Origin of the sequence: Luteimonas terricola (genome assembly GCF_004352845.1) — a bacterium.
Classification (GTDB): domain Bacteria; phylum Pseudomonadota; class Gammaproteobacteria; order Xanthomonadales; family Xanthomonadaceae; genus Luteimonas; species Luteimonas terricola.
Genome location: NZ_SJRX01000002.1, coordinates 141,457 through 163,933 on the forward strand (window position 1 = coordinate 141,457; position 22,477 = coordinate 163,933).

Here is a 22,477-nt window from a genome sequence, read left to right on the forward strand (position 1 = left end):
AGCGGCCTTCAGTTGAGGCTGTTGCGATGGCGCGCGGCCAGCGCGCAATCACCGTGCAGCAGCAGCGCGGCGACGCGCACGAATTCCTCGATCTCCGCCAGCGCGGCTTCGTCCTCTTCGTCGCCTTCGTCCTGCGCGGTGGCGCGGGCCAGCCGCGCGATGTCGGCGAGCGCCTCCTCACCCTCGGCCGACAGCCGCGGATCGCCGCCCGCGGCCAGCCCGAAGGCGCCGACGAAGCCGCGACACCAGTCGAAGAGTGCGCCGCTGCGCTCCGCCAGCGAGGCGTCGTCGCCGGGCCCGAGCAGCACCAGGCCGAAGTCGCGGTCCTCGAACTGGGCACGGGTCGCGATCTGCAGCCGCGCCAGCACCGAACCCTCTGCCGGGGCCGGCAGGGTGTCATCCACCATCACCTGCGCCAACCAGTTGCCGGCGGCGTCGCCACCGCCAGCCAGCCAGCCGCACAGGCCACCGTGGAGTTCGGCCGCGGGCGTGGCGAGCTCGGCCTCGCGGCAGGCCTGCTCGACGTCGGACAGGGAGGGCAATGATTCGGACATGGGCACGGAAACGGGCTGCGACGGGCTGGCGCAGTGTACCGCCGCGGGTGGCTTGTTGCCGGTGGTCGCCCATGCCTACACTGCAAGGACCTCCCGGGGAGGCGCGAAGGAACTCATGCGTGCCAGTGGCCGCTGAAACGGGTTTAGTGATCGCTGTGGCGATGGCGCTGCTGTTTGCAGCGGCCTGCATCGCCGTGGCGCAGCGTGCCCGCGCGGCGCGGCGGGCGGTCGCGCGCCTGCAGGAGCGCGAACTGTCCTTCCGGATGGCGCTGTGGGCCAGCGGCCAGCGCTACTGGGACTTCCACGTCCCGACTGCGCGACTGCGCTACCTGGTTGCCAAGCACGATGGCAGCCGCAGCTACGACTTCAGCTCCGAGGAAGCCGATCCCGCCGCCGTGATCCATCCCGACGACCTGCCCGGCGTGGTCGATACGATGCACCGCCATGTGGCCGGGGAGACGCCCGAGTTCGCATCCGAGCACCGCGTCCGCGCCGACAGCCCCGTCTCCACCCGTGGCGACTGGGTCTGGATCCGCGCGCGCGGCCGCGCCGTGGAATTCAACCCCGACGGCACGATCCTGCGCCTGGCCGGCACCTCGCTGGACATCGGCCGCAGCCGCGCGGTGGAGCGCGAGAACCGCATCGCCAGCGAAGTCCTGCGCAGCATGAGCGAGGCGGTGGCGGTGCTCGACGCGCAGTTCCGCTTCCTCTCGGTGAACCCCGCCTTCGCCCGGATCACGGGCCACGACGCGGCCGATGTCACCGGGCGCGGTGCAGCCGTGCTCGACAGCCTTGAACACGATCCATCGAGTGGCCGCGCGATGCGCGAGGCCGTCGCGCGTGATGGCCGCTGGTCGGGGGAGATGTGGCAGCGGCAGAGGAACGGCGAAGAGTTCCTGTGCGCGGTCGAGGCCGCGACGGTGCTCGGCAGCGACGCCGATGGCGGACGCATGTACGTGCTCATGCTCAGTGACATCACCTTGCACAAGCGCGCCGAAGAGGAGTTGCGCTATCTCGCCAACTTCGACGCACTGACCGACCTGCCCAACCGCTCGCTGCTTGCGGAGCGGCTGTCGCGCGCCATCGTGCGCGCGCGCCGCGAAGGCTCCAGGGTCGCGGTGCTGTTCCTCGACCTCGACCGCTTCAAGGACATCAACGACTCGCTGGGCCACGCCGTGGGCGACCGCATCCTGCGCGCCGTGGCCGCCCGCCTGCAGCAGGCCGTCGGCCACGGGCAGATCGTGGCGCGGCTGGCCGGCGACGAATTCACGGTGATCCTGGAGGACCTCGCGGTCCCCGAGGACGCCGAGCGCGTGGCGCGCGAGATCATCATGGCCTTCGAGGCGCCGCTGCTGCCCGAGGACGGCCAGGAGGTGTCGGTGTCGGCATCCATCGGCATCAGCCTGTATCCCGACCACGCGCAGGTGCCCACCGAGCTGCTCAAGCGCGCCGATGCCGCCATGTACCAGGCCAAGGCCGCCGGACGCCGCACCTGGATGCGCTACGACGACAGCATGGAGACGGCGATCCGCCGGCGCGCGACGCTGGCCGGTGCGCTGCACAAGGCGCTGGACCGCGGCGAACTGCGCGTGGTCTACCAGCCGCGGCAGTCGCTGGCGTCGTCCCGCATCACCGGGGCCGAAGCGTTGCTGCGCTGGTCCAGCCCGGAGCACGGCGAGATCCCGCCAGCGGACTTCATCCCGCTCGCCGAGGAAAACGGGATGATCCTCGAGATCGGGGAATGGGTGCTGCGCGAGGCCTGCCTGGCGCAACGCCGCTGGCGGGAGCATGGCCTCTCCGACCTCACCGTCTCGGTGAACATGTCGGTGCTGCAACTTCTGCGCGGCGACTTCGCCGAGGTCGTGCGCAGGGTGCTCGACGACACCGGCGTTCCCCCGCAGGCGCTCGAGCTGGAGCTGACCGAAAGCGTGCTCATGGCCAATGCCACCCAGACCGCGCAGAAGCTGCAGGCCTTCCGCGAACTGGGTGTATCGCTGGCGATCGACGACTTCGGCACCGGCTACTCCTCGCTCGCCTACCTGAAGCGGCTGCCGATCACCACGCTCAAGATCGACCAGACCTTCATCGCCGACCTGTGCCACGACCGCGAAGGCGCATCGATCACCACCACGGTGATCGCCATGGCCCACGGGCTGGGCCTGGTGGTCGTCGCCGAGGGCGTGGAGAACGAGGCCCAGGCGCGGTTCCTGGCGCAGCACCGCTGCGACGAAATCCAGGGCTACTGGGTCTCGCAGCCGATCGACGCGATGTCGTGCATGGCCTTCATCCATAACCGGCAGCTTGCCGCGGGCCAGCGCGCCGGCGCCGTCGGCGCGCCTTGACCGCCCCCGCCGGCCTGCCTATCGTGCCGGTAATGGACACTCAAGACGTGCTCGCCCAGCTGCAGCGGCTTTCCGAACGCTTCGACGAGCTGGCGGTACGCACGCGCCGGCTGGCGGAGGAGAACCGCAGCCTGCGCCAGCAGCACGAGCAGGTCTCCGGCGAACGCGCGCAGCTGCTGGCCAAGAACGAGCAGGCGCGCAGCCGCGTCGAAGCGATGATCGCGCGACTGAAATCACTGGAGCAGCACACGTGAGCGAAACCCAGGCGGTCAGCGTCCGCGTGCTGGATCGTGAATACACCGTGGGCGTGGGCAGCGGCGAGGTCGACGGCCTGATGGCCGCGGCACGCCTGTTGGACACGCGCATGCGCGAGGTGCGCGGCGCGAACCGGATGGCCGCGATCGATCGCGTGGCGGTGCTCGCCGCCCTGAACCTCGCCCATGAGCTGGAGCAGCTGAAGCGCGATGGCGAACGACGCGACCGCGAACTGGCCGCCACGCTGTCGGCGTTGCAAGCCAAGCTCGACGCCCTGCTCGATGCCTGAGCGCGCGCGTCGCACCGGCGCCGCCGCGCGCGAGGTGAACGGCGGCCGACAGGTGGCCTTCGTAACAGGATGCCCCGCGGTATACTGCGGCTGCGTCCTCTGCCGTGACCGACGGCGCGCACAAACATTCGCCTTGTCCCTTAATCACGACCACGGGGATGCGACGGAAGCCTGGCGTGCATATCCGCCCGCGAGCGGGAAGCCCGAAGGCAGCCAAGCGTTCCCACTTGAACCCCGGGTTCAAGGTCGTTTGGCACGCATCGACATGGTGGAGGGCGTATCTCTTTCTTCCGGTCTGCCTGCGCAGTGCGCAGTGGTGCCGGCGTGACCTCGGCACGCGGAACCATCCGCCGGATCATGCGCGAACGCCGCCGCGCGGTACCGCCGGCCGCGCGCATCGGCGCCGCCGACGGTCTCGCCGCGGAACTGCTCGCACATCCGCTTGCGCCCGGTGCAAGGGTGGCCGGCTACTGGGCGGCCGATGGCGAGATCGCGCTGCATGCCTGGCAGCTGCGGCTGCCGCGCGAGGTCGTCTATTGCCTGCCGGTGGTGCACGAGGACGGGCGCCTGCGCTTCGCTCCTTGGCGCGCCGGCGAAGCCGTCGAAGCCAACCGCTACGGCATCCCCGAACCCGTCGTCGCGCCGGAAGCGCTGCTCGACCCCTCCGCGCTTGACCTGATCGTCGTGCCGCTCGTCGGCTTCGACGCGCGCTGCCATCGGCTTGGCATGGGCGGCGGCTGGTACGATCGCAGCTTCGCGTTCCGCCACCTCCAGCCTGCGCCACCGCGGCTGGTCGGTGCGGCGTTCGCATTCCAGCAGGTCGCAGGCGAGCTCCCCAGCGAAGACTGGGACGTCCAGCTCGATGCGGTCTGCACCGATCAATCCACCCTTACGCGTCCGACATGAGCACTGGCAAGCGAAAGCGTTACTGGCTGATGAAGTCCGAGCCCGAGGACTTTTCCATCGACGACCTCGAGCGCGTCGGCACCGAACCCTGGACCGGCGTGCGCAACTACCAGGCGCGCAACTTCATGCGCGACGGCATGCAGCTCGGCGACGGGGTGCTGTTCTATCACTCCAACTGCGCCGTGCCCGGCGTCTACGGCATCGCGGAAGTGGCCAGCAGTACCTACCCGGATCCGACGCAGTTCCAGCGCAAGTCCAAGTACTTCGATCCCAAGGCGACGCCCGAGGAGCCGCGCTGGATGCTGATCGACGTCGGCTTCGTGCGGAAGCTCGCCCGGCCAGTCACGCTCGAGGCCATCCGCGGCCGCTCCGCGGCGCTGGGCGAGGACTTCGCGCTGATCCGCAAGGGCAGCCGCCTGTCCGTGCTGCCGGTCACCGCCGCGCAGTGGAAGATCCTGCTGGCCATGGAGCCGAAATGAGCGACGCAAAGCGCCTGGCCGGCGAAAAGGCCATCGACTACGTCGAGGACGGCATGGTGGTGGGCGTGGGCACCGGCTCCACCGTCGCGTACTTCATCGACGCCCTGGCCGGCATCCGCGACCGCATCGCCGGTGCCGTGTCGAGCTCGGAGCAGAGCACCCAGCGGCTGCGCGGCCACGGCATCGAGGTACTGGACCTCAACGCCTGCGGCCCCATCCCGCTCTATGTCGACGGAGCCGATGAGTGCGACCCCGGCAAACGCCTGATCAAGGGCGGCGGTGCCGCGCTCACGCGGGAGAAGATCATCGCCGAGGCGGCCACGACCTTCGTCTGCATCATCGACCCTTCGAAAGAGGTTCCAGTGCTCGGGCGTTTCCCCTTGCCGTTGGAGGTGGTGCCGATGGCGCGCAGCCTGGTGGCGCGCGAGATCGTCGCAATGACCGGCGGACAGCCGGTGTGGCGCCAGGGCACCGTGACCGACAACGGCAACTGGGTGCTCGACATCCACGGGCTGTCGATCACCGATCCCGTGGGGCTTGAACAGTCGCTCAACCAGGTGCCCGGCGTAGTCAGCGTGGGACTTTTCGCACGCCGCCCGGCCGACGTCGTGATCGCCGGCGGGACGCCTCCCCTGGTGCGATAACGTCCACGGCGCTATCGCGCTTGGCTTCCATGTCAGCGCTACGTCTCACGTGCCACCGCTGACACCTTGGACATCCGAGGGTTACTCGACGCGCAGGTTTCAAAACAGCAGACAAGAAAAACCCCGCAGCCGTGGCTGCGGGGTTTTGGGGTAAAACCCTGGCGATGACCTACTCTCGCATGCTAGATGCACACTACCATCGGCGCATGCGCGTTTCACTTCCGAGTTCGGAATGGGATCGGGTGGTTCCACGCAGCTATTGTCACCAGGGAGAGGGTGGAGGGTCGCGGGCCGATACACCGGCTTGACGCGCACACGCTCTCGTTGGTTTGCCTCTGAACGGAGCCATGACACAGCTCCGCCGTCGGCGAATAAGTTAGGGACGTAGCGAACTTTTGTTTGGTCCGAACATCGACGCGTCGTCGAGTCCAAGGCCACTTGAGGTTATATGGTCAAGCCACACGGATCATTAGTACTGGTTAGCTCAACACATTGCTGTGCTTACACACCCAGCCTATCAACCACCTAGTCTTGATGGTTCCTTCAGGGGGCTTGTGCCCCGGGAGATCTCATCTTGAGGCGCGCTTCCCGCTTAGATGCTTTCAGCGGTTATCGCTTCCGAACGTAGCTACCCGGCAATGCCACTGGCGTGACAACCGGAACACCAGGGGTTCGTCCACTCCGGTCCTCTCGTACTAGGAGCAGCCCCTCTCAAATCTCCAACGCCCATGGCAGATAGGGACCGAACTGTCTCACGACGTTCTGAACCCAGCTCGCGTACCACTTTAAATGGCGAACAGCCATACCCTTGGGACCGACTACAGCCCCAGGATGTGATGAGCCGACATCGAGGTGCCAAACACCGCCGTCGATATGAACTCTTGGGCGGTATCAGCCTGTTATCCCCGGAGTACCTTTTATCCGTTGAGCGATGGCCCTTCCATACAGAACCACCGGATCACTAAGTCCTACTTTCGTACCTGCTTGATCCGTCGATCTTGCAGTCAAGCACGCTTATGCCTTTGCACACAGTGCGCGATGTCCGACCGCGCTGAGCGTACCTTCGAGCTCCTCCGTTACTCTTTGGGAGGAGACCGCCCCAGTCAAACTACCCACCATACACGGTCCCCGATCCGGATAACGGACCTAGGTTAGAACGTCAAGCACGACAGGGTGGTATTTCAAGGATGGCTCCACTGCAGCTAGCGCCACAGTTTCACAGCCTCCCACCTATCCTACACAGACGAACTCAACGTTCAGTGTAAAGCTATAGTAAAGGTTCACGGGGTCTTTCCGTCTTGCCACGGGAACGCTGCATCTTCACAGCGATTTCAATTTCACTGAGTCTCGGGTGGAGACAGTGCCGCCATCGTTACGCCATTCGTGCAGGTCGGAACTTACCCGACAAGGAATTTCGCTACCTTAGGACCGTTATAGTTACGGCCGCCGTTTACCGGGGCTTCGATCAAGAGCTTCGCCTTGCGGCTGACCCCATCAATTAACCTTCCGGCACCGGGCAGGCGTCAGACCCTATACGTCCACTTTCGTGTTTGCAGAGTCCTGTGTTTTTGATAAACAGTCGCAGCGGCCTGGTATCTGCGGCCCCCCTCAGCCAAGCCACGCATGTGGCCACCAAAGGGGGCGTACCTTCTCCCGAAGTTACGGTACCATTTTGCCTAGTTCCTTCACCCGAGTTCTCTCAAGCGCCTGAGAATTCTCATCCTACCCACCTGTGTCGGTTTACGGTACGGTCTGCACAAGCTGAAGCTTAGGAGATTTTCCTGGAAGCGTGGCATCAATCACTTCGTCCTAATGGACTCGTCTCGCTGCTCGGTGTTGATGACCCCCCGGATTTGCCTAAGGGATCCACCTACCTGCTTTCCCCGGGACAACCAACGCCCGGTAGACCTAGCCTTCTCCGTCCCTCCATCGCACTTGTGCGAGGTGCTGGAATATTAACCAGCTTCCCATCGACTACGCATTTCTGCCTCGCCTTAGGGGCCGACTCACCCTGCGTCGATTAACGTTGCGCAAGGAAACCTTGGGCTTTCGGCGTGGGGGCTTTTCACCCCCATTATCGTTACTCATGTCAGCATTCGCACTTCCGATACCTCCAGCAGACTTCTCAATCCACCTTCAACGGCTTACGGAACGCTCCTCTACCGCGCATAACAAAGTTATGCACCCCAAGCTTCGGTTCACTGCTTAGCCCCGTTAAATCTTCCCCGCAGACCGACTCGACCAGTGAGCTATTACGCTTTCTTTAAAGGATGGCTGCTTCTAAGCCAACCTCCTGGCTGTCTGTGCCTTTCCACATGGTTTTCCACTCAGCAGTAAATTTGGGACCTTAGCTGTGGGTCTGGGTTGTTTCCCTTTTCACGACGAACGTTAGCACCCGCCGTGTGTCTCCCGCATATTCTGTCTTGGTATTCGGAGTTTGCAATGGTTTGGTAAGTCGCAATGACCCCCTAGCCATAACAGTGCTCTACCCCCAAGAAGATTCGTGCGAGGCGCTACCTAAATAGCTTTCGAGGAGAACCAGCTATCTCCGGGTTCGATTAGCTTTTCACTCCTAATCACACCTCATCCCCTACCTTTGCAACGGGAGTGGGTTCGGGCCTCCAGTACCTGTTACGGTACCTTCACCCTGGGCATGACTAGATCACCCGGTTTCGGGTCTACTGCCCGCGACTATGCGCCCTTATCAGACTCGGTTTCCCTTCGCCTCCCCTATACGGTTAAGCTCGCCACGAACAGTAAGTCGCTGACCCATTATACAAAAGGTACGCAGTCACCCCGAAGGGCTCCTACTGCTTGTACGCACACGGTTTCAGGGTCTATTTCACTCCCCTCACCGGGGTTCTTTTCGCCTTTCCCTCACGGTACTGGTTCACTATCGGTCGGTCAGGAGTATTTAGCCTTGGAGGATGGTCCCCCCATGTTCAGACAGGGTTTCTCGTGCCCCGCCCTACTCACTTATCATCATTCCGGCCCTTTCGCATACAGGGCTGTCACCTTCTACGGCCAGTCTTTCCAGACTGTTTTGCTAGAACCGGAACAACTTTTGGGCTGCTCCCCGTTCGCTCGTCGCTACTAGGGGAATCTCGGTTGATTTCTTTTCCTCCGGGTACTTAGATATTTCAGTTCCCCGGGTTCGCCTTGCATGGCTATGTATTCACCATGCAATACTCCTTGCGGAGTGGGTTTCCCCATTCGGACATTGCCGGATCAAAGCTTGTTGCCAGCTCCCCGACACTTTTCGCAGGCTGCCACGTCCTTCATCGCCTCTGACCGCCAAGGCATCCACCGTGTGCGCTTATTCACTTGACCATATAACCCCAAGTCGCCTCGGAGCCATATGCAGTCCATGCGTACAAAACATGGACGTGAATATAACCACTCAATTTCATTCAGGGCCTCCAGGGCCCCGCCTTAGCCTCAACGACACGTTTGGATATTCGTCTCAAACGCTCGCTACGTCCCTGATTTTCAAAGAACACGGACCGGCCACAATGCCAATCCGATTCAAATCTTTAGTGTGTGCGCAGATCATCCAGGGGTGGTGGGTCTGGGAGGACTCGAACCACCGGCCTCACCCTTATCAGGGGTGCGCTCTAACCACCTGAGCTACAGACCCAATGTTCGTCCAGCATGGTGGAGCCAGTCGGGATCGAACCGACGACCCCCTGCTTGCAAAGCAGGTGCTCTCCCAGCTGAGCTATGGCCCCGTAAAAAAAGGGGTCGGTTCCCGGCTTTCGCCTTGGAACTCCTGGATGCAGGTCACTTGTGCGGACGCCTGACAGGCAATTAGCTGTCTTTAGTCTCTAAAGGAGGTGATCCAGCCGCACCTTCCGATACGGCTACCTTGTTACGACTTCACCCCAGTCATCGGCCACACCGTGGCAAGCGCCCTCCCGAAGGTTAAGCTACCTGCTTCTGGTGCAACAGACTCCCATGGTGTGACGGGCGGTGTGTACAAGGCCCGGGAACGTATTCACCGCAGCAATGCTGATCTGCGATTACTAGCGATTCCGACTTCACGGAGTCGAGTTGCAGACTCCGATCCGGACTGAGAGAAGGTTTCTGGGATTGGCTTGCCCTCGCGGGTTTGCAGCCCTCTGTCCTTCCCATTGTAGTACGTGTGTAGCCCTGGCCGTAAGGGCCATGATGACTTGACGTCATCCCCACCTTCCTCCGGTTTGTCACCGGCGGTCTCCTTAGAGTTCCCACCATTACGTGCTGGCAACTAAGGACAAGGGTTGCGCTCGTTGCGGGACTTAACCCAACATCTCACGACACGAGCTGACGACAGCCATGCAGCACCTGTGTTCGAGTTCCCGAAGGCACCAATCCATCTCTGGAAAGTTCTCGACATGTCAAGGCCAGGTAAGGTTCTTCGCGTTGCATCGAATTAAACCACATACTCCACCGCTTGTGCGGGCCCCCGTCAATTCCTTTGAGTTTCAGTCTTGCGACCGTACTCCCCAGGCGGCGAACTTAACGCGTTAGCTTCGATACTGAAGACTCAATTGTCCCCAACATCCAGTTCGCATCGTTTAGGGCGTGGACTACCAGGGTATCTAATCCTGTTTGCTCCCCACGCTTTCGTGCCTCAGTGTCAGTGCTGGTCCAGATGGCCGCCTTCGCCACGGATGTTCCTCCTGATATCTACGCATTTCACTGCTACACCAGGAATTCCGCCATCCTCTCCCGCACTCTAGCCCGCCAGTATCCAGTGCAATTCCCAGGTTGAGCCCAGGGCTTTCACATCAGACTTAACGAACCACCTACGCACGCTTTACGCCCAGTAATTCCGAGTAACGCTTGCACCCTTCGTATTACCGCGGCTGCTGGCACGAAGTTAGCCGGTGCTTATTCTTTGGGTACCGTCAGAACAACCGGGTATTGGCCGATTGCTTTTCTTTCCCAACAAAAGAGCTTTACAACCCGAAGGCCTTCTTCACTCACGCGGCATGGCTGGATCAGGCTTTCGCCCATTGTCCAATATTCCCCACTGCTGCCTCCCGTAGGAGTCTGGGCCGTGTCTCAGTCCCAGTGTGGCTGATCATCCTCTCAGACCAGCTACGGATCGTCGCCTTGGTGGGCCGTTACCCCTCCAACTAGCTAATCCGACATCGGCTCATCTATCTGCGCAAGGCCCGAAGGTCCCCTGCTTTCACCCGTAGGTCGTATGCGGTATTAGTCCCGGTTTCCCGAGGTTATCCCCCACAAATAGGCAGATTCCGATGTATTCCTCACCCGTCCGCCACTCGCCACCCAGGGAGCAAGCTCCCTTGTGCTGCCGTTCGACTTGCATGTGTTAGGCCTGCCGCCAGCGTTCACTCTGAGCCAGGATCAAACTCTTCACTTAAATTTTTCGGACCGAAGTCCAAAGCTTTGAGTGCAGTCGTCGTTACCTGAGCTCGAACCACTCGCTTGCATTTCTGCATTTGATTGATTTGTTGCTCTTGTTACGAACGTCTGCAATATGGACAACCATCCACTTGCCAGACGCCCGCACAAGTCACCTGCGCACACTGTCAAAGATCGTTGGAGAGGCCTCAGCGCCTTCTCCGCAGCCCCTGGCGTTTCCGCCGGGGTGAGCCGCCCATTATAGCGCGGCTTTTGCTTCCGTCAACACCCTGTTTCGGGTTGATTTCAGCGTCCCTTTCCGTTCTGGCCCGAAGGCCGTTCCGTCTGGGGAGCCGCACATTGTAGTGCGACTTTCGCGTCCGTCAACACCTTGTTGGGGGGTTGATTTCAGCCTCCCTTTCCGTTGTGGCCCGAAGGCCGTTCCGTCTGGGGAGCCGCACATCTTAGCGCGGTTTTGGAGAACGTCAACACCCTGTGAAGCGGTCTTTTTCGTCCTCCCCCGCTTCTGGTCGCCGACTGTGTCGACCGCACCGTGGCGGGGCGCGCATTGTGCAGTGCCGGAATCGTTTTGGGAAGGGGGTGCGGTGCAAAGGGCTTGACCGCCGCCGCCGGCTCCAAGACTGTTGGTCGCTGATCCTCCTATAAAGGCCGGAACGCCCATGCGCATCCCATTCATCGCCGCACTGCTGTGCTGCACCAGCCTGCTCGCGAGCGCCTGCGCGAGCGATGCGCGCTGGGTGGAGCTCGCCGGAGAGCGCTATCGCGTGGAAGTGGCCGTCGACGACGAGGCGCGCGCGCGCGGCCTGATGTTCCGCGACGTTCTCGCGGAGGGCCACGGCATGCTGTTCATCCACGACCGCGAAGAGCGCCTGGCGTACTGGATGAAGAACACGCGGATCCCGCTCGACATCCTGTACTTCGACGCTTCGCTGCGGCTGGTATCGCAACAACGGAGCGTGCCGCCGTGTTCAGCGGGCGATCGCTGCCCGCCCTACCCCAGCCGCGGCCCGGCGCTGTACGTACTCGAACTCAACGCCGGCGAAGCGCGCCGGCTGGGCCTCGAGGACGGGGCGGTACTGGAACTCGGGCCGGGCATCACGGCGCCCGTGCGCTGACCCCCGGCGTTGGCGGGCGTCGGCAACACCAGGGCAGGCGTCAGAGCGCCATCATCTCGAAGTCGTCCTTGGTGACGCCGCAGTCGGGACAGGTCCAGGTCTCCGGCACGTCTTCCCAGCGCGTCCCCGGCGCGATGCCTTCTTCGGGCAGCCCCTGGGCTTCGTCATAGATGAAGCCGCAGACGACGCACATCCAGGTGCGCAGGGCGGTGGCGGACTCGTTCATCGGATAATCGGGCGGCAAGCGCGGGATGCGCGGGCCGCCATTGTCCCACTCCACCTGTTGACAGGAAACCACGCGATGCCAGACGTGAACGTGCCGCCGTCCAGTGTCCGAACGATCGGGCGCGGACTGTATCTGTTGACGCCCGACGACACCGACACCGCACGCCTGCTGGCCCGGGTGTCGGCGGTGATCGACCACGCCGCGCTGCTGCAGTACCGCAACAAGCGCGCCGACGCCGTGCTTGCACGTGAACAGGTCGCCGCGCTGCTGCCCTTGTGCCGGGAGCGCGGCGTGCCGCTGCTGGTGAACGACGACTGGCGACTTGCGCTTGCCTGTGGCACAGACGGCGCGCACCTGGGCGAAAGCGATGGCGACCTGCGCACGGCGCGCGCGGCGCTGGGTGAGGACGCGATCATCGGCGCCTCCTGCTACGACAGCCTGGCCACGGCCGAAGCCGCGGCCGCGGCCGGTGCCAGCTACCTGGCGTTCGGCGCCTGCTTCCCGTCGCCGACCAAGCCGCTGGCGCGGCGCGCGACGCCGGAGCTGCTGAGCAGCGCGGCCGGATTCGGCCTGCCTCGGGTGGCTATCGGTGGCATCACGCCGGACAATGCCCGGATCGTGATTGAGGCCGGCGCGGACCTGGTCGCGGTGATCAGCGGCGTATTCGACGCGCCCGATCCCGCGGCCGCGGCCCGCGCGTATCGGCAGGCGTTCTAGCTCACACCGACAGACAGGAATCGAGTTGCGATGAAGCATGAGAAGTCACAGGCCCTTTTTTCCCGCGCCCGCGAACTGATCCCCGGCGGCGTCAATTCCCCGGTCCGCGCGTTCACATCGGTCGGCGGCGAACCGTTCTTCGTCGATCGCGCCGATGGCGCCTACCTCCACGACGTCGACGGCAACCGCTATATCGACTACGTGGGTTCATGGGGGCCGATGATCGTCGGCCACAACCATCCCAGGGTGCGCGAGGCGGTCCAGGCGGCGATCGGCAGCGGCCTGTCGTTCGGCGCGCCCTGCCCGGCCGAGGTGACCATGGCCGAGACGATCACCCGGCTGGTGCCGTCCTGCGAGATGGTGCGCATGGTCAACTCCGGCACCGAGGCCACGCTGTCGGCGATCCGGCTGGCCCGCGGCGCCACCGGGCGCCAGCGCATCCTCAAGTTCGAGGGCTGCTACCACGGCCACGGCGACTCCTTCCTGGTCAAGGCCGGCAGCGGCATGCTGACCCTGGGGGTGCCGACCTCGCCAGGCGTGCCCGCCGGGCTCAGCGAGCTGACCTCGACCATCAGCTACAACGACTTCGAGGGCGCGACGCAGCTGTTCGGGGAGATCGGCGACGAGATCGCGGCCGTGATCATCGAGCCGGTGGTCGGCAACGCCAACTGCCTGCCGCCGCGCGAGGGCTATCTGCAGCACCTGCGCGAGCTGTGCACGCAGCACGGCGCGCTGCTGATCTTCGACGAGGTCATGACCGGCTTCCGGGTCGCGCTGGGCGGCGCGCAGGCGCGCTACGGCGTGACCCCGGACCTGACCACCTTCGGAAAGATCATCGGCGGCGGCATGCCCGTCGGCGCTTACGGCGGCCGACGCGACCTGATGCAGCAGATCTCCCCCGCGGGCCCGATCTACCAGGCCGGCACGCTCAGCGGCAATCCGGTGGCGATGGCCGCGGGCCTGGCGATGCTGGAGCTGGTCCAGGAGCCGGGCTTCCACGACCGCCTCGAGGCCACCTCCAACGCGCTGTGCGACGGGCTGGAAGCGGCCGCACGCGATGCCGGCGTGCCGCTGACCACCAACCGCGTCGGCGCGATGTACGGCCTGTTCTTCACCGACCGGAAGGTCGACACCTACGCCGATGCGATCGCCTGCGACACCGCTGCATTCAAGCGCTTCTTCCACGCGATGCTGGAGCGCGGCGTGTTCCTGGCCCCGTCGGCCTACGAGGCCGGCTTCATCTCCAGCGCGCATGACGAAGCGGTGGTCGAGGCCACGCTGGCCGCCGCGCGCGAAGCCTTCCGGGTGGTCGCCGCCGGGTGAGGCCACGCATCCGCCAGGTGCTGTTCGACTTCGACGGCGTCCTGGCGCGGTACGCGCACCCCCTGCGACTCGCGTCACTGGCCGGACACGCCGGCTGTGACCCCGGACGGGTGCACGACGTGCTGTTCGCCTCGGGCCTGGAAACGGAGTACGACAGCGGGCGGGTCGATACCGCCACCTACCTCGGCCGCCTTGGCGAGGGCCTCGGCTGCCCGCTCGACGAGGACACGTGGCTCGCATCTCGCCTCGCCTGCACCGTGGCCGACGCCGATGTGCTGGCCTGCGTGGCCGCACTCGACGAGGCCCTGCCCCTGGGCGTGCTGACCAACAACGGCCCGCTGATGGAGCGCGCGATCCCGGGAATCATCGCGCCGGTATCGCACCGGTTCGAAGGCAGGGTCCTGACCAGCGGCTCGCTGGCGATGCGCAAGCCCGATCCCGCGACCTTCCTGAACGCGCTGGAGCGCCTCGGCTGGGATGCGGCCAGCACCCTGTTCGTGGACGACAGGTTCAGCAACGTGCAGGGCGCCCGGCGTGCAGGCCTGCACGCCGACACCGCTGGCGATGCGCGCTCGCTGCGACGCGTGCTGAAGCGCTACGGCCTGGCCTGAGCGGCGGGCGCCTTTCGGGCGCCTTTACCGCACGAATCCCGCCAGCGCCTTGCGGAGGCACGCCAGGCCCCCGGCCACCTCGTCATCATCGATGGTCAGCGCGGGCACGAAGCGCAGCACGTCGGGGCCGGCCTGAAGCAGCAGCAGGCCGCATCCAGCGGCCAGGTCCAGGATCTCGCCCGCGCGGCCGGCGAACCCGGGCTTCAGCACGGCGCCGAGCATCAACCCGCGGCCGCGCACCTGCGAAAACAGGCCGTACTCGGCATTGATCGCCTCGATGCCGGCGCGCAGCGCGGCCTCCTGGCGGACCACGTTGGCCAGGACCGCCTCCGATGACAGCTTGCGCAGCGCGACCCGCGCCACCGCGGCCGCCAGCGGATTGCCGCCAAAGGTGCTGCCGTGGTCGCCGAACTGCATCGCATCGGCCACCTTCGGCCCCGCGAGCATCGCGCCGATGGGAAAGCCGCCGCCCAGCGCCTTGGCCAGGGTGACGACATCGGGCACCACGCCGTCGTGCCAGTGCGCGAACAGCGCGCCGGTGCGGCCCATGCCGCTCTGGATCTCGTCCAGCACCAGCAGGGCCCCATGGCGATCGCACAGCGCGCGCACGGCCTGCATGAAGCCGGGCGCCGCGGGCATCACTCCACCCTCGCCCTGCACGGGCTCGAGCATGACCGCGGCGACGTCGCCATCGGCCATGGCGGCCTCGAGCTGGTCGATGGCGTTGAAGTCCACGTAGCGGAAGCCGCCGGGCAGCGGTTCGTAGCCCGCCTGGTACTTCGGCTGCGCGGTGGCGGTGACGGTGGCCAGGGTGCGGCCGTGGAAGCTGCCGCGGAAAGTGACGATGGTGCGCCGCGCCGGCTCGCGGCCCTGCGCGGCGGCCCACTTGCGCACGAGCTTGATCGCCGCCTCGTTGGCCTCGGCACCGGAGCTGCACAGGAACACACGCCTGGCGAAGCGCGAGGCCTCGACCAGCTCCTGCGCCAGGCGCAGCGGCGGCTCGCTGTGGAAGACGTTGCTGGTGTGCCAGAGCCGCCCGGCCTGCTCGACCAGGGCCGCGATCAGGTCCGGATCGCCATGGCCCAGGCCGCACACGGCGATGCCGGCGGAGAAATCGATGTACTCGCGCCCTTCGGTGTCCCAGACGCGGGCGCCGCGGCCCCGGTCCAGCACCAGGCGGCGCTGGCGGTACACGGGCAGGTAGTGCCGGTCGCCCAGCGCGATCAGGGTGTCGGGGTCGGGGTCGGGGTCGGGGTCGACGTGCATGTGGTCGGACTCAGTCGAGGAACAGGTCGGGCAGCAGCCGCGCCGCATCGGGCGCGTAGCGGTCGAAATCGGTCACGCCGGCCTCGCGCAGCACATCTTCGTCGATGAGGAAGTTGCCGCTGAAGCCGCGGGCCTCGCGCACCAGCACCGCGTGCGCAGCGTCGGCCACGATCTCCGGGCTGCGGCCGTTCGCCGCTTCGACGCCCGGAATCATGTTCAGCGCATCGGTGCCGATGATGGTGCGCGGCCACAGCGCGTTGACCGCCACGCCCTGCGGCCCGAACTCCGCCGCCAGGCCCAGGGTCACGAAGCTCATGCCCATCTTGGCCAGGGTGTAGCCGGTATGCGACCCCCACCATTTCGGATCCAGCGACGGCGGCGGCGCCAGCGTGAGGATGTGCGGATTCGGCGCCTCGAGCAGGTAGGGCAGGCAGGCCTGGGCGCAAAGGAAGCTGCCGCGGGCGTTGACCTGCTGCATCAGGTCGAAGCGCTTCATCGGCGTATCGAGCGCGCCGCGCAGCCAGATGGCGCTGGCGTTGTTCACCAGGATGTCGATGCCACCGAAGGTGTCGACGGTGGCGGCGACCGCGGCCCGCACCTGGTCTTCCTCGCGGATGTCGCATTTCAGCGCCAGGGCCTGGCCGCCGGCTTCGGTGATCGCCTTCGCCGCGGTGTGGATGGTGCCGGGCAGCCTGGGGTTGGGAACGTCCGACTTTGCGGCGACGGCCACGTTGGCGCCGTCGCGCGCGGCACGCAGCGCAATGGCGAGGCCGATGCCGCGGGAGGCTCCGGTGATGAAGAGGGTCTTGCCGACGAGGGTGGTCATGGATGGCACCGGGGCTGGGAAGGGCGGATCGGCCTGGCCATGCAGCTGCCTGCATGCCTGCAGGAGCAGCTGCAGCTGCGACCCGATGATACGGCTGAGGTCGCAGCTGTAGCTGCTCCTGCGGGAGAATGGCGCCAGGTGGGAATGAGACGAGCGCTCAGGGCTTCGGGCCCTGGCCCTCGTTGTCCTCCCACTTGAGGATCCGGCGGGTGACGAAGCGATAGACAGGCTTGCCGGTGGCGAACCAGGCCTCACGCACCCACGACGTGCGGCGCAGCACCCGGCGTTCGACCGGGGTGATCGCCCCGGGGCAGTACGTGCGCTTGTGCTTGAGCAGGTGGCGCAGGTCCTCGCGCGCCAGCAGGCGCATCCAGCGCGAGCGCGGGCGTCCGCGCACAGCAAGCTGGAAGTCGATCAGCGCCGGGCGGCCGTCCTCGAGCACCAGCCAGTTGGCCTCCTTGGCGAGGTCGTTGTGGGCCAGTCCGCGCCGATGCAGCTGCTGCAGCAGCCGGCGCGCGCGGCGGAAGTAGGCGATGTCGCCGCGCGGCGGGCGCTGGTACATGGCGTCGCCGGCCATGTAGCTGCGGTCGAGCACGCGCCCGTCCCAGGCCAGCAGCTGCGGCACGTCGGCCATGCCGGCGACCGTCCGCAACCCGCGGGCCTCGCGACGCGCCAGCCACCAGGCCGGCAAGCGCAGCCACCATGGCACGTGGCGGAGGTCGCGGCGGACGAACGGCGCGCCATCCCCGGTCCGCATCAGCGCGATGCGACCGAAGCTGTCGGCCTTCAACGCGGCGACTTCGACTGAACCCGAATGATCCATGTCCGCATTGTAGGCGGCGCAACGCAGGCGCCGGCTGCCATAATCGCGGCGGTGAGCGCCTGGTTCGACACACTTGTTGCCTGGATCGGCGCCCATCCCGTGGCCGCCGGCGTCGCCATATTCCTGATCGCGTTCTGCGACGCCGTGATCGTGCTCGGCGCCGTGGTTCCGGCGCTGCCGATGCTGTTCGCGATCGGCGTGCTGATCGGCTTCGGCGAGATCTCCGGCCCCTACGCGATCGCCTGCGCTGCGCTGGGCGCCTTTGCCGGCGATGCCAGCAGCTACTGGATCGGCCGCCGCTGGGGCCCGCAGCTGCGCGCCACCTGGCCCTTCGCCAAGTACCCGCAGCTGCTCGAGCGCGCCGAGGTGCTGTTCCGGCGCAACGAGATCAAGGGCATCTTCATCGCCCGCTACGTCGGCCCGGTGCGTCCCTTCGTGCCCGCGATCGCCGGCATGTCGCACATGCCGCTGCGCCGCTACGTGCCGGCGAGCGTGGTGGCGGCGATCACCTGGGCGGTGCTGTTCCTGGGCCCGGGCTGGCTGCTTGGCGAAGCCTATGAGGCCGTGGCCGCGGTGGCCGACCGCCTGGCGCTGGTAGTCGGCGCGCTGCTGGCGGCGATCGCGCTGGCCTGGGCGCTGGTGCTCTACACCTACCGCTGGTTCGCCAACCATGCCGATGCCCTGCTCGCTCGCGCGCTGCGCTGGACCCGCGACCATCCGCGCCTGGGCCGCTACGCCGCGGCGCTGATCTCGCCCAACCGCCCCGAATCGGCATCATTGGCGCTGTTGGCGGCCTGCCTGCTGGCAATCGGCGTCGCCTGGTTCACCCTGCTGGCGACGATGCTTGCGCGCGGCGGACCGCTGGCGCTGGACCTGCGCATCCACGACGCCATGTACGCGCTGCGCAACCCGCTGGCCGACCGGCTGATGGCGGGGCTGGCCTCGATCGGCGACCCGGTGGTGCTGGGTCTGCCGGTGGCGCTGTCCACCCTGTGGCTGCTGTGGCGCCGGCGCTGGATGGCGGCCGCACACTGGCTGGCGGCGCTGGCCTTCGGCCTGGTGCTGACCGCGGCGCTGGAGGCGGCGATCGACATGCCGCGGCCACCGACCGCGCTCAGCGGCTTCGGCTTCCCGTCGGTGGGGCTGACGATGACCACGATCACCTTCGGCTTCTTCGCCGTGCTGATCGCGCGCGAGCTGCCGGGCCGGCAGCGGGTCTGGCCCTATCTGGTCTCCGGCGCAGTGGTCGCGGTGCTGGGCTTCGCGCGGCTGTACCTCGGCGCGCACTGGCTCACCGACCTGGTCGGTGGAATGCTGCTGGGCATCGCCTGGCTGCTGGCGCTGGGCATCGCCTACCGCCGCCACGTGGCGCGCTCGTTCTGGATGCGGCCGCTGGCAGCGCTGTTCTACGGCGCCTTCCTGGTGACGGCGCTGTGGCACGCCCCGCGCGCGGTGGATCCGATGCTGGACCGCTTCGCGCCCGCGCCGCCGCCGGCCAACATCGACCTCGCCAGCTGGTGGCAGGACGGCTGGGCGACCCTGCCCTGGCAGCGCAACGAGCGCGACGCCAGCCGCCGCTGGCCGCTGGACGTGCAGGTCGCAGGGCCCTTGGCGCCCCTCGAGCTTCACCTCGAGTCGCGGGGCTGGGACGTCCAGTCCCAGGCGGACTGGCGCGACACCCTGCTCCTGCTCGACGACGACACCCCGGCGCTTGCGCAAAAGGTGCTGCCGGCGACGCTGGGCGCCAGCGCCGAAGCGCTGCTGCTGCGACGCACGCTCGATGACGGCCGCGTCCTCGCCCTGCGCCTGTGGCGCGCGCCGCGGCAGCCGCGCGACGGCACGCCGCTGTGGATCGGCACCGTGCAGACCCTGGTCCACGCGCGGCCCTTCGACCTGTTCGGGCTGTGGTCGCCCGAAGCCGATACCGCCGGCGCCTACGCCCTGCTGCGCGAAGACCTCGAGGGGCTGGACCTGCGCGAAGACCCGCACCCGGCCTCGGGCGTGCAGGTGCTGCGGCTGCGCACGCCGATGATCGCGGGGGCCGGCCCCTAGCCGATCAGCGCCAGCAGGCCGTCGAGCCGTGCATGCGGATCGTCTACCGCGAGCAGTCCCGCACGGCGCTCCTCCGGCATCGGCAGCAGTTCGAGCAGGCGCCAGCCGACCCAGGCGGCATCGTCGAAGTCCGGGTCGACCCCCGGCGGCCGGCCGACCTGGTCGAAGATGCGTTCCAGCAGGGTCCCGAGCAGCGCGTGCTGCGGGCGCAGGCGGGCGCGGGCCGGATCATCCCGGAGCCACTCGACCTCGGCTTCGACCAGGCCGTTGCCGCGCACCGCGGTGCTCGCCACGCGGAACCGGCGCGCGCCGCGCACGCGCAGGGTCAGCAGGCCATCGTCGTCGGTGCCGAAGTCCTCGATCAGCGCCTCGGTGCCGAACTCGGCCGGGACCGCGGGCGCGCCCACTTCGCCACCCTCGGCGATCAGGCAGACGCCGAAGCCGCCGTCGTTGCGGCCGCATTCGCCGACCATGTCGAGATAGCGCGGCTCGAACACGCGCAGGCCGAGCGCCGCGCCGGGGACCAGCACGGCCTGGAGCGGAAACAGCGGGAGTATCCGGGTTTCGACCATCGGCCGCAGTTTACGCGCCCGGCACTTTGCGCGCGAAGCGCACGGGCGGCATCGCCGCCACGCACACGCGCATGTCAGCCGTCGCGCAGCAGCGCCAGGAAGCGTCGCGGCGCGCCATCGAAGCCGCCGTTGGACATGAACACCACGCGGTCGCCTGCACGCGCCATGGCCTGCAAGGTGACAAGCAACGCGTCGGCATCGGGCACGGCCACGGCCTGGCCGCCAAGCGCGCCGACCACCGCGCCGGCGTCCCACTCCAGCTCCGGCCGGTGCAGGAACACCACCGCGTCGGCCAGCGCCAGCGAGGGCGCCAGCGCCGCCGCGTGCGCACCCAGCCGCATGGAATTGCTGCGCGGCTCCATCGCCACCACGATGCGGCCGGCCGCGCCGACCTGCGCGCGCAGGCCTTCGAGCGTGGTGGCGATGGCGGTGGGATGGTGGGCGAAATCGTCGTAGACGCCGATGCCGCCGGCCTCGCCGAGCAGTTCCATGCGTCGCTTGACGCTGCGGAAGGCGGACAGCGCCGGCAGCACCGACGCGACATCGACGCCCACCGCGTCGCAGGCGGCCAGCGCGCCCAGCGCGTTCATCACGTTGTGGCGGCCAAGCAGCGGCCAGCGCACCTCGCCGACGACCTCGCCGGCCTTCAGCACCTCGAAGGCACTGCCGTCATCGGCGAGCAGCCGCGCGCGCCAGTCCAGCGGCGCACCCTGCCCGGCATCGATCCCGAAGCGCAGCACCGGCGTCCAGCAGCCCATGGCCAGGACCTCGGCCAGGTGCGGATCCTCGCCGTTGACCACCAGCCGGCCGCGGCCGGGCACGGTGCGCACGAAGTGGTGGAACTGGCGCTGGATCGCGGCCAGGTCGGGGAAGATGTCGGCGTGGTCGAACTCGAGGTTGTTGAGCACGGCGACCAACGGCCGGTAGTGCACGAACTTCGAGCGCTTGTCGAAGAAGGCGGTGTCGTACTCGTCGGCTTCGACGACGAAGGGGGAGTTCTCCAGGCCTCGGCGTGGGGCTGCGTGGGCGGGATCTCCCCCCACCCGCGCCGACACCCCGAAATCCTCCGCGACCCCACCGATCAGGAACCCGGGATGCCGCCCCGCCGCCTCCAGCAGCCAGGCGAGGATCGTGGTCGTGGTCGTCTTCCCGTGCGTCCCGGCCACGGCGATGGTGTCGCGCCCGGGCAGCACCTTGTCCCGCAGCCACTCCGCCCCCGACGTATACGCCAAGCCGTGGTCGAGCACGTGCTCCACCGCGGCATTGCCGCGCGACAGCGCGTTGCCGATCACCACCTGGTCGCAGTCGGGCGAGATGTTGGCCGGGTCGTAGCCCTGCCGCAGCGCGATGCCCAGCCGCTCGAGCTGGGTCGACATCGGCGGATACACCGCCTGGTCGCTGCCCTCGACGTCGTGGCCGAGCTCGCGCGCCAGCGCCGCCACCCCGCCCATGAAGGTGCCGGCGATGCCGAGGATGTGGAGCTTCAAGGCCGTTCGAGCGCGGCCAGGATGCGGGCGAAGACCTCGTCCAGCGTGCCGACGCCGTCGACCACGCCGAGCCTGCCGGCGTCGCGGTAATAGCCGATCACGGGCGCGGTCTGCTCGTCGTAGACCTGCAGGCGCTTGCGCACCGATTCGGGGTTGTCGTCGGCGCGGCCTTCGGCCTGGGCACGGCCGGCGAGGCGGTCGATCAGCAGCTCGTTGTCGACCTCGAGCTGGACCGCGGCGTCCATCGGCTGGCCGATGCGCTCGAGCAGCGCATCCAGCGCCGCGGCCTGCGCAAGGTTGCGCGGGTAGCCGTCGAGGATGAAGCCGTTGGCGACGTCGTCGCGCGAGAAGCGATCCTCGAGCATGCCGAGCAGGATCGCGTCGGAGACGAGCTCGCCGCGGGCCATGACCTCTTTCGCCTGCAGCCCCAGCGGGCTGCCGGCCTTCACTTCGGCGCGCAGCAGGTCGCCGGTCGACACATGCGGCACCTGCAGGTGCTCCTTCAGGCGGGTCGCCTGCGTTCCCTTGCCGGAACCCGGCGCACCCAGCAGTACCAGTCGCATCGAACGCTCCATTTGATCGCGGGGCGTGGACGGCGCGGAGCGTAGAATCCACCG

Annotated in this window: 19 protein-coding genes, 2 tRNA genes, 3 rRNA genes and 1 other RNA gene; 12 read left to right on the forward strand and 13 right to left on the reverse strand. The window is 66.9% G+C overall.

Translation table 11 applies throughout. The features are described from left to right. Positions 1–8: 8 nt before the first annotated feature. Positions 9–554, reverse strand: a complete 546-nt coding sequence (locus E2169_RS05340) for a UPF0149 family protein (RefSeq protein WP_132985596.1) — start codon at positions 552–554, stop codon at positions 9–11. Between the two features lie 146 nt (positions 555–700). On the opposite strand from E2169_RS05340, the gene E2169_RS05345 reads away from it, so the two are divergent. The 7 genes from E2169_RS05345 (at position 701) to rpiA (ending at position 5,469) form a co-directional block, all read left to right on the forward strand. Beyond that, positions 701–2,896: a putative bifunctional diguanylate cyclase/phosphodiesterase gene (locus E2169_RS05345; RefSeq protein ID WP_165942337.1), complete on the forward strand. Its 2,196-nt coding sequence runs from the start codon at positions 701–703 to the stop codon at positions 2,894–2,896. 32 nt (positions 2,897–2,928) lie between these two features. Then, positions 2,929–3,150, forward strand: coding sequence for a TIGR02449 family protein (locus E2169_RS05350; RefSeq protein ID WP_132985598.1), 222 nt, complete (start codon positions 2,929–2,931; stop codon positions 3,148–3,150). After that, positions 3,147–3,440 (forward strand): cell division protein ZapA, encoded by a 294-nt coding sequence (locus E2169_RS05355; protein ID WP_132985599.1) that lies wholly within the window; start codon positions 3,147–3,149, stop codon positions 3,438–3,440. Before E2169_RS05350 ends, E2169_RS05355 begins: the two co-directional genes overlap by 4 nt. A gap of 93 nt (positions 3,441–3,533) precedes the next feature. Then, positions 3,534–3,719: non-coding RNA, 6S RNA (gene ssrS / locus E2169_RS05360), on the forward strand. Positions 3,720–3,764: 45 nt separating this feature from the next. Then, positions 3,765–4,346: a 5-formyltetrahydrofolate cyclo-ligase gene (locus E2169_RS05365; RefSeq protein WP_268236922.1), complete on the forward strand. Its 582-nt coding sequence runs from the start codon at positions 3,765–3,767 to the stop codon at positions 4,344–4,346. Further along, positions 4,343–4,825 (forward strand): EVE domain-containing protein, encoded by a 483-nt coding sequence (locus E2169_RS05370; RefSeq protein ID WP_132985601.1) that lies wholly within the window; start codon positions 4,343–4,345, stop codon positions 4,823–4,825. Before E2169_RS05365 ends, E2169_RS05370 begins: the two co-directional genes overlap by 4 nt. Beyond that, on the forward strand, positions 4,822–5,469 hold the full coding sequence (gene rpiA / locus E2169_RS05375; RefSeq protein WP_132985602.1) for a ribose-5-phosphate isomerase RpiA: 648 nt from the start codon (positions 4,822–4,824) through the stop codon (positions 5,467–5,469). The genes E2169_RS05370 and rpiA overlap by 4 nt, the downstream gene beginning before the upstream one ends. Before the next feature lie 156 nt (positions 5,470–5,625). Here the strand turns inward: rpiA and rrf are convergent. From rrf to E2169_RS05400, 5 genes are all read right to left on the reverse strand, one after another. After that, a 5S ribosomal RNA gene (gene rrf / locus E2169_RS05380) occupies positions 5,626–5,739 on the reverse strand. 178 nt (positions 5,740–5,917) lie between these two features. Beyond that, a 23S ribosomal RNA gene (locus E2169_RS05385) occupies positions 5,918–8,799 on the reverse strand. Between the two features lie 230 nt (positions 8,800–9,029). Continuing rightward, a tRNA-Ile gene (locus tag E2169_RS05390) sits at positions 9,030–9,106 on the reverse strand. Between the two features lie 15 nt (positions 9,107–9,121). Further along, positions 9,122–9,197: transfer RNA gene (locus E2169_RS05395), tRNA-Ala, on the reverse strand. A 98-nt stretch (positions 9,198–9,295) separates the two neighbouring features. Continuing rightward, positions 9,296–10,840, reverse strand: a 16S ribosomal RNA gene (locus tag E2169_RS05400). Together the 16S, 23S and 5S rRNA genes with 2 tRNA genes alongside form the textbook arrangement of a ribosomal RNA operon. A 661-nt stretch (positions 10,841–11,501) precedes the next feature. On the opposite strand from E2169_RS05400, the gene E2169_RS05405 reads away from it, so the two are divergent. Continuing rightward, a complete protein-coding gene (locus E2169_RS05405) occupies positions 11,502–11,957 on the forward strand; it encodes a DUF192 domain-containing protein (RefSeq protein WP_132985603.1) in 456 nt (151 codons plus the stop codon). A 40-nt stretch (positions 11,958–11,997) separates the two neighbouring features. Here E2169_RS05405 and E2169_RS05410 read toward each other — a convergent pair whose 3' ends face one another. Continuing rightward, positions 11,998–12,237: a rubredoxin gene (locus tag E2169_RS05410; RefSeq protein WP_370465095.1), complete on the reverse strand. Its 240-nt coding sequence runs from the start codon at positions 12,235–12,237 to the stop codon at positions 11,998–12,000. Between the two features lie 21 nt (positions 12,238–12,258). Here E2169_RS05410 and thiE point away from each other — a divergent pair, with 21 nt between their 5' ends. The 3 genes from thiE to E2169_RS05425 are packed head-to-tail and all read left to right on the forward strand — an operon-like array spanning position 12,259 to position 14,834. After that, the gene (gene thiE / locus E2169_RS05415; RefSeq protein ID WP_132985605.1) at positions 12,259–12,900 is read left to right on the forward strand and encodes a thiamine phosphate synthase; all 642 of its coding nucleotides are present in this window, start codon (positions 12,259–12,261) and stop codon (positions 12,898–12,900) included. A 30-nt stretch (positions 12,901–12,930) separates the two neighbouring features. After that, positions 12,931–14,223: a glutamate-1-semialdehyde 2,1-aminomutase gene (gene hemL / locus E2169_RS05420; RefSeq protein ID WP_132985606.1), complete on the forward strand. Its 1,293-nt coding sequence runs from the start codon at positions 12,931–12,933 to the stop codon at positions 14,221–14,223. Next, positions 14,220–14,834 (forward strand): HAD-IA family hydrolase, encoded by a 615-nt coding sequence (locus E2169_RS05425; RefSeq protein WP_132985607.1) that lies wholly within the window; start codon positions 14,220–14,222, stop codon positions 14,832–14,834. Before hemL ends, E2169_RS05425 begins: the two co-directional genes overlap by 4 nt. 24 nt (positions 14,835–14,858) lie before the next feature. On the opposite strand, the gene E2169_RS05430 is transcribed toward E2169_RS05425, so the two are convergent. The 3 genes from E2169_RS05430 to E2169_RS05440 all read right to left on the reverse strand — a co-directional run bounded on the left by E2169_RS05430 (position 14,859) and on the right by E2169_RS05440 (position 17,749). Beyond that, entirely contained in the window at positions 14,859–16,100 is a 1,242-nt protein-coding gene (locus E2169_RS05430) for an acetylornithine transaminase (protein ID WP_132985608.1), read from the reverse strand. Positions 16,101–16,110: 10 nt separating this feature from the next. Then, complete coding sequence (locus E2169_RS05435) at positions 16,111–16,926, reverse strand: SDR family oxidoreductase (protein ID WP_132985609.1); 816 nt, start codon at positions 16,924–16,926, stop codon at positions 16,111–16,113. 157 nt (positions 16,927–17,083) lie between these two features. Next, complete coding sequence (locus tag E2169_RS05440) at positions 17,084–17,749, reverse strand: protein kinase family protein (RefSeq protein WP_132985610.1); 666 nt, start codon at positions 17,747–17,749, stop codon at positions 17,084–17,086. On the opposite strand from E2169_RS05440, the gene E2169_RS05445 reads away from it, so the two are divergent. Beyond that, positions 17,741–19,801 carry a bifunctional DedA family/phosphatase PAP2 family protein gene (locus E2169_RS05445; protein WP_132985611.1) on the forward strand — a complete coding sequence of 687 codons (2,061 nt, stop codon included), beginning with the start codon at positions 17,741–17,743 and terminating at the stop codon, positions 19,799–19,801. The genes E2169_RS05440 and E2169_RS05445 overlap by 9 nt on opposite strands. On the opposite strand, the gene E2169_RS05450 is transcribed toward E2169_RS05445, so the two are convergent. From E2169_RS05450 to E2169_RS05460, 3 genes are all read right to left on the reverse strand, one after another. Further along, positions 19,798–20,373 carry an LON peptidase substrate-binding domain-containing protein gene (locus tag E2169_RS05450; protein WP_132985612.1) on the reverse strand — a complete coding sequence of 192 codons (576 nt, stop codon included), beginning with the start codon at positions 20,371–20,373 and terminating at the stop codon, positions 19,798–19,800. The two genes, E2169_RS05445 and E2169_RS05450, sit on opposite strands and share 4 nt — an antisense overlap. A gap of 74 nt (positions 20,374–20,447) precedes the next feature. Then, a complete protein-coding gene (mpl, locus tag E2169_RS05455) occupies positions 20,448–21,860 on the reverse strand; it encodes a UDP-N-acetylmuramate:L-alanyl-gamma-D-glutamyl-meso-diaminopimelate ligase (protein ID WP_268236921.1) in 1,413 nt (470 codons plus the stop codon). Beyond that, positions 21,857–22,423: an adenylate kinase gene (locus tag E2169_RS05460; RefSeq protein ID WP_132985613.1), complete on the reverse strand. Its 567-nt coding sequence runs from the start codon at positions 22,421–22,423 to the stop codon at positions 21,857–21,859. The genes mpl and E2169_RS05460 overlap by 4 nt, the downstream gene beginning before the upstream one ends. Positions 22,424–22,477 lie beyond the last annotated feature (54 nt).